The 7012-nt window shown below is 47.7% G+C and carries 8 protein-coding genes; 4 read left to right on the plus strand and 4 right to left on the minus strand.

Features of this window, described 5'->3' with window-relative positions:
• Positions 1-8: 8 nt before the first annotated feature.
• The 4 genes from recN to H503_RS0103910 all read left to right on the plus strand — a co-directional run bounded on the left by recN (position 9) and on the right by H503_RS0103910 (position 4089).
• Complete coding sequence (gene recN, locus H503_RS0103895; protein WP_009015271.1) at positions 9-1706, plus strand: DNA repair protein RecN; 1698 nt, start codon at positions 9-11, stop codon at positions 1704-1706.
• A 41-nt stretch (positions 1707-1747) separates the two neighbouring features.
• On the plus strand, positions 1748-2293 hold the full coding sequence (locus H503_RS0103900; RefSeq protein WP_014128449.1) for an NUDIX domain-containing protein: 546 nt from the start codon (positions 1748-1750) through the stop codon (positions 2291-2293).
• A gap of 231 nt (positions 2294-2524) precedes the next feature.
• Positions 2525-2785: a stage V sporulation protein S gene (locus tag H503_RS0103905; RefSeq protein ID WP_016459530.1), complete on the plus strand. Its 261-nt coding sequence runs from the start codon at positions 2525-2527 to the stop codon at positions 2783-2785.
• Between the two features lie 164 nt (positions 2786-2949).
• Positions 2950-4089, plus strand: a complete 1140-nt coding sequence (locus H503_RS0103910) for a DUF438 domain-containing protein (RefSeq protein ID WP_009015268.1) — start codon at positions 2950-2952, stop codon at positions 4087-4089.
• 52 nt (positions 4090-4141) lie between these two features.
• On the opposite strand, the gene H503_RS0103915 is transcribed toward H503_RS0103910, so the two are convergent.
• The 4 genes from H503_RS0103915 to H503_RS0103930 are packed head-to-tail and all read right to left on the minus strand — an operon-like array spanning position 4142 to position 6862.
• Entirely contained in the window at positions 4142-5113 is a 972-nt protein-coding gene (locus tag H503_RS0103915) for an ABC transporter substrate-binding protein (RefSeq protein WP_014128451.1), read from the minus strand.
• 54 nt (positions 5114-5167) lie between these two features.
• A complete protein-coding gene (locus H503_RS0103920) occupies positions 5168-5857 on the minus strand; it encodes an ABC transporter ATP-binding protein (RefSeq protein WP_009015266.1) in 690 nt (229 codons plus the stop codon).
• The gene (locus H503_RS0103925; protein WP_009015265.1) at positions 5857-6612 is read right to left on the minus strand and encodes an ABC transporter permease; all 756 of its coding nucleotides are present in this window, start codon (positions 6610-6612) and stop codon (positions 5857-5859) included. The genes H503_RS0103920 and H503_RS0103925 overlap by 1 nt, the downstream gene beginning before the upstream one ends.
• Positions 6602-6862, minus strand: coding sequence for a TM1266 family iron-only hydrogenase system putative regulator (locus tag H503_RS0103930; RefSeq protein WP_009015264.1), 261 nt, complete (start codon positions 6860-6862; stop codon positions 6602-6604). Before H503_RS0103930 ends, H503_RS0103925 begins: the two co-directional genes overlap by 11 nt.
• Positions 6863-7012 lie beyond the last annotated feature (150 nt).

The following is a 7012-nucleotide window of genomic DNA, read 5'->3' on the forward strand; positions in this document are numbered from 1 at the left end:
GCTCAGCGATGCTGACATTCCTTGAAGTGCAGCAATTTGCCCTGATTGATAAGGTACGGATTGGGTTTGCCCCTGGATTCAACGTTTTTACGGGAGAAACCGGTGCCGGTAAATCCATCCTGATAGATGCATTAGGCATTGTCCTTGGAGGACGTGCGCCTTCGGATGCGGTTCGAACGGGCGCCGATGCCTATCAGATCCAAGCTGTTTTTGATGTGACAGGAAATCATTCCGTGGAAGCCCTCTTGTCTGAGTTGGGGCTCAGTGCAGAAGATGGTACCCTATTTTTACGCCGCCGCGTTTCCGCACAGGGAAAAAGCCAGGCCTTTGTCAATGATACGCAAGTTCCTGTAAAGACGCTCGCTCGTTTGGGGGCCCTTCTTGTGGACATTCATGGGCAGCACGAAAATCAGACCCTGCTTCGACCCGGTGCTGTCCTTGCTATCCTTCATCACTACGATCCAGAACTGGCACCAACCCTGAAGGCCTATCAAGAGGCCTTTGACGCCGCTCAAAAAGGGCGGGAAACCTTGTCTTATTGGGAAGGCAAGAATGAACATCGGGAAGAGGAGCTGGCACGCCTCGAAGACGAGCTCAAAGAGATTGATGCCGCACAGATTAAATTGGGCGAAGATGATGAGCTACGTGAAACTGTGCGTCGACTTTCCAACCAGGATAAAGTCAGGGGAGACCTTAGCCGTGCCCACGAACTCCTCTCCGGGGTTGAAGGGACTCAGGGCGTCCTTGACGCCTTGACAGATGCGAAGACCGCGCTTTCCAGTGCAGCGGTCTATGATCCTTCGGTGGAGGATCTTGCCCAAACACTTGATTCGTCCTGGGAGACGCTTGAAGATGTAAGACAGACCCTTTCGGACCGCCTTTCCGGGGATGAAGATTACCGGGAAACCTTAGAAGAGGCCCAGACCCGATTGGACCTGCTCTATCATTTGAAGAAAAAATATGGGGGATCTTTGGAAGAAATCCTGTCCTATGCAGATAGAGGAAGGAAAGACTATGAAAAGCTCCAATCACTGCAGGATGAGATTGACCGTCTCATAAAACTTCAAAAAAAATTGGATGGGGTTCTTCAGGAAAAAGCAGATGAACTGACAAAAAAGAGAACAACGGCGGCTGAACGGTTCTGTGCGGACATCCTGCCGCATCTCCATGATCTTGCGATGCCCCATGCCGCGCTGTCCATCTGCTTCACCAAATTGGATCACTGCGGAAAAAATGGCCAAGATGAAGCCACCTTCCTTTTTTCGGCCAATGCTGGCATGAAACCGGCTCCGCTGATTAAAATTGCGTCCGGTGGTGAGCTTTCACGGTTTGCTTTGGCCGCCAAAACAGTCCTGCTTCGCAAATTTGGTGTCCCAACCATGATCTTTGATGAGATTGATACGGGAGTTGGCGGTGTCACGGCCCAGAAGATGGCTGAAAAAATGGCTCTCATTGCCAAACAGCGGCAGGTCTTATGCATTACCCACTTGGCCCAGATTGCCTGCTTTGCCGATCAGCATCTGTATATTGCCAAAAACAGTGATCAAGGAATGACTGCCAGCGAAGTGACAATCCTTTCACGGGCGGGCCGTATTGAAGAAATCATGCGCATGACGAGTGGAACCCAACAGACAGAATCTGCACGGGAAAATGCCAAGGAATTGCTTGCTATGGCGGAAAAGGAAAAGCAGCATTTTGGAAATTGATGCATGCGATGATAGTGGATAGGAGCTGAATAGAATTGTCTATGGACGATGAAAAATTAAGGGAAAGTACCCTTGAAAGCGAATTCATATTTAATGGGAGATTACTGAAAGTCTATCGGGATCGGGTCCAACTCCCTAATGGACATGAATCCCAGCGGGAATTCATCCGCCACCAAGGTGCCGTAGGCATTCTTCCGATTTTGGATGATGGCAGCATGATCTTTGTTCGCCAGTTCCGTTATCCTGTCAAAAAGGTGCTTTATGAAATTCCGGCGGGAAAGATTGAAGGGGACGAAGCTCCTTTATCCTGCGCCAAACGGGAGCTTTCCGAGGAATCAGGGTATACGGCGAAGGACTTCAAGAAATTAACAAGCATCCTCACGACACCGGGTTTTACGGATGAACAGATTCATCTGTATGCGGCAACGGGTCTCACGTCGGGAAAACAGCATCCTGACGAGGATGAGTTCCTCAATGTTGTCATTCTGACCCCTGAAGAGGTCAAGGAAAGAGTACTTTCGGGGGAGATCTGCGACGCAAAGAGTCTTTGCAGTCTCTATCTCTATGATCTTATGAAGCGGGCATGAAACACCGTTTCTATCCAGTCAAGGGATGATTTTACATAAATATTTTGTTTATTTCTTAATCATTTTATAAATTTGTACACGTTTTAGGGACTTCTAAGTAAAATTTTTGCTATCCATTCAAACATTTGCACAATCTTTACTAGCCAAATTCAAAATTTGTGTTATAATACACTTAAATTGTAGTGATCGAATGTTGTTCACACAGTAATATACTCAATGGGGGGTCTCAAAATGGATGTACTAAAGGTTTCTACAAAATCCAATCCAAACTCTGTAGCAGGAGCATTAGCAGGTGTATTGAGAGAAAATGGCAAGGCGGAAATCCAAGCCATTGGTGCAGGTGCCCTGAACCAAGCCGTGAAGGCGATAGCGATTGCCCGTGGTTTTGTTGCACCGCATGGGATGGACCTCATCTGTGTTCCTGCCTTCATCGATATTACTATCGATGGGGAAGAACGCACGGCAATCAAACTGCTCATTGAGCCGCGCTGATGTAGAAGGGACGGTGGGGCCATGGAAACCGTCCTTTTAACCTTGAAAACGCCTTTTCCTAAGGGAAGAGGCGTTTTCTTTTGTTGTTTTAACAACAGAGATAAGATAACAGTCATGATAAACTGCTAGTAAAGTAGAAAAATAGTGATTGTAGGAGGTTTATTATGGACTCTCAAAAAATAAAATCCCTTCAGTCTTATTTGGTCCGTCTTCACCAAGGTGAAGACCTTGCTTCGGTTCGTCGGGAATTTGAAAAGGATTTTGCCTCGGTTTCAACTGAAGACATCATGGAAGCTGAACAAGACTTGCTTCAAGCAGGGAAACTCAGTGAGAACATGGGACATCTTTGCGATCTGCATTCCTGCCTTCTTCATGGCAAGATGGAAACCATGGGGGAACAGTTTCCGGAAGGTCATCCCCTACAGCTCTTTTTGAAAGAAAATGAGGCCATTGAAAGTCATCTTGATCGGCTTTCAGCCGTGATGAATGGTCCATTTTTAGCAGCAGATGTTCTATCAGTCCTCGAAGGGCTGCTTCCGGTCAAAGCCCATTACGACAAAAAAGACGAAGTTCTTCTGCCCATCTTGAGTCGCAAAGGCATGCCGGGACCAAGCCGCGTCATGTGGAATGCGGATGGGGAGATTCGTAACAATCTCCAGGAGCTGATTAAGATGCTAAAAAAAGAGGATCCTCATGCCGAAAAAAGTGATGACGAAACACTGCATCAGGCACTTTCTGGACTCCTCAACAGGATGCGGGAGATGATTTTCAAGGAAACGGAAATCCTTGTTCCTATGGTACAGAAACTTGTTGATCAAAATGAGTGGCCTCTTATTGCAGGAGATTTTCCTCGATTTGGATGGGCTTATTTAACCGATGTGCCGACATGGAATTCTGAGTCCCTTACTAAAAGCACGCTGAATCAAGGTCTGAAAGATCGGTGTGGGACCATTTCCCTTCCCAGTGGGGAACTGACAGTAACCCAGCTTGAGGGTATCCTTAGGACCTTGCCTTTTGAACTGACTTTTGTTGATGCAGCCGATACGAATCGTTTTTTTTCGGAATCCACACCGCTTTTTCCTCGGCCCTTGACCGCCCTAGGGCATTCTGTCTATGACTGTCATCCGCCGAAAGTTGTCCCCATGGTGAAAGGGCTCATAGAGAAGCTGCGCAGCGGGGAAAAAGATTCGCTTGGATTTGAAACCGTCAAAAAAGGGAAAAAAGCCCGTGTCCGCTATCTTGCTGTACGGGACCGCGAAGGGGCCTATTTGGGAACACTTGAAGTCGTGGAAGAACTTTCCTGATGGCACAAAAAAGACGGGTGTCCTTATGGGCACCCGCCTTTATTACGTGCAGTTATTTGACAAAAAGGTCATCAACATCGACTTTCTTATCCATAAGCTTGGAGCTGACAAGAAAATCCTGCGTCTTTTTCAGGGACTCAATGGCTTCCGGCGTAATTTCCATGCTGAAATCATAGAGACCGTACATGGAGTCAACGGCTTTTTCATCAAGTCCGGTCGCTTTGACGGCAGCTGCCAAGGCTTCTTTTTGATGATCTTTCATGTAGGTCAAGGTCTCCTTTTGGACGGATAGGAAGAGATCCACCAACTCTTTGTGTTCTTTATAGAACTTCCCGCTCGTTGCCGTGACTGTAAGACCTGAAACAAGGCCGTCACCAGTTGTAACAACATGCATGCCTTTCTGTTCTTCCTGATAAGCCAGGGGGCCGGCCAGAAGGGCACAGTCGGCACTGCCGTTTTCAAGGGCCGCACGGGCTTGCGGAAGCCCCATGGAAACGAATTTTACGTCTTCTATGCTAAGGCCGCCCTGTTTGAGATAAGCTGCAAGGAGCTCATGGAGGATGGTCCCTTTGGGACCCGCGATGGTTTTCCCTTTCAGTGACTGAGGTGAGGTGATGGCAGCATCTTTGGAAAAGAGTTTGAAGGCTTTAGGGGCTTGGGAGTACAGGCTAATGATCTTGATATCAGCCCCATTGGCTGCAGAAAGAAGGACGGAAGAGCCTCCAACACAGTTGAGGAACTGGATATCGCCAGACGCAAGGGCAGCTGTTTGGTCAGCTCCGCTCGTAATCGTGGAATAGGTCACGGGGATGTCTTTTTCCTTGAATTTTTTTTCAAAGGATTGATTGGCCTTTTCAACGATAGATGGCACATTGAGGGGCGCCTGGACGTAGGTTATACTGACTTTTTCAGGTTTTTTCGGTGTGGCTTTTTTGGTATCCTTATTGGTAGAGCAAGCGGTTAGGGTAAGCCCGAGAGCCAGCATGCCTAAAAAAACTGCTATCTGTTTGATCTTTTTGTTCATTGGTCATTGACCTTCCTTTCTTGGAGCAGGAGCAGAAAAGTGCTCCCCAAATAATTATATTTCAAGGGCTTCAAGAATCTGCCTCTTGATTGCGATATAAGGTGCTGAAAGAAGGTCCCGCGAAGCGGCCTCTTGAAAAAGCACTTTTTCATAGATGAACCTGCCGCCTTGGAGAATAAGGATCCTGTCACCTAAGCGCAGGGCCTCATCCACATTATGGGTAACAAGGAGAACACCAAAGGGACGTTTTTTTCGCATGGCAAGAAGTTCTTTTTGAATGTGTCCCCGTGTGAAATAGTCCAAGGCGGCAAAGGGCTCATCCATGAGGATAAAATCATTGTCCTGGGCTAGTGTCCTTGCTAGGCTTGCTCGCTGCTGCATGCCGCCTGAAAGTTCATGAGGATAGCGGGAGGCTGCTTCCTGTAGGTGAACCAGTTTGATCAGCTGAGACAGTTTCTCTTCTGGTAGGTTCTTCTTTCCTAAGGCGATATTATCCCGGAGGGTCAAAAAGGGCATGAGCCTTGCTTCCTGAAACATCATGCCAAGACGAAGGGTGGGGGACTTCAAGATCTTTCCTTCGGCTTTTTCAAGGCCCATGATGAGACGCAGCAGGGTGGTTTTCCCGCAACCGCTCTTTCCTAGGATCACTGAGACTTCCTTAAGCGGAAAGGAGTAGGTTAGATTGTCAAGAATGGTGTTTGGACCATAGCATTTTCTGATATGGTCCAAGGTAAGGGAGTCCATCAAGAGTTTCTCCTTTCATAAGGGAAAAGAACGTAGGAAAAGAGACTGAAAAGGCCGTCCAAGAAAAAACCTATAAGTCCAATCGCCAGAATCCCTACAATCACTTTATCGCTTCGACTCATGGTTTGGGCATCCAGGATGAAATAGCCGAGGCCGCGATCGGCCGCAATCATTTCTGCTCCGATGATGGATCTCAGGCTGTAGCCCATACCAATCCGCATCCCTGTGACAATGGTCGGAAGGGCAAGGGGCAGACGAATCTTCCATAAGGTCTCTCTTTGTGAAAATCCAAGGGTCTTTCCTACTTCCAAAAGCTTAGGGTCCGCTCTTAGTAGGCCATCTTCCATATTCAGATAAATCGGGAAAAAGGTTGCTAAGATGATGATCAGAAATTTGGGTGTTTCGCCGATGCCAAACCAGAGAACCAAGAGAGGAATGAGGCTAAGCGGCGGAATATGCTGAATGAAGACGAGGAGACCATGGTTCATTTTACGGAAAAATGGAAGGAGAAGGCTGAGGGTCACAAGGAAGGCAGCAAGGAGGAAGGCACAGGAAAATCCTATGAACACGCGCATCAGGCTGAGTGCAGCGTGTTCCACGAGCTGTCCGTTCTGAATCATGATGAGGAAGGTCTCCCATACCCGTTCAGGCGGGGGCAGGATATAGGCCGTCCAAAGTTTGGCCGAAGTGACGAATTTCCATAAAAGCCCTAAGACAATAAAGGGAATCAGGGGCGGCACATAATTATGCTTCATGGTTAGGGAGCTTTGCGTAGGCAATCTTTGCGGTCACACCGGACAGTTTCCCGATGAGTCCGCTCATCCTGCTGATTTCGTCTTGGGGAGCATCGACGACGACACTGATGATGTTGATATTACGGGCGTGATAGGGAATGCCCATACGTCCGACAATCCAGCGGCTTGATTGATGAAGGATCTGATTGACTTTTTCCACGGCATCGGGATCATCGATGAGGATGCCAATGAGGGCTACACGGGTTTCCATATAAGATTGTTCCTTTCTGAACTTTGTCTAAAAGAGAAAAAGCCACATCCATCCGATGTGAAATGTACCCTCTTTACTGGACACCCAGTAAGGAGGGTACATTTTGCGTTATACGACTGAATTTAAGCTGATGTGTGTAGAACTTTATCG

Origin of the sequence: Acidaminococcus intestini DSM 21505, assembly GCF_000425045.1 — a bacterium.
Lineage (GTDB): Bacteria > Bacillota > Negativicutes > Acidaminococcales > Acidaminococcaceae > Acidaminococcus > Acidaminococcus intestini.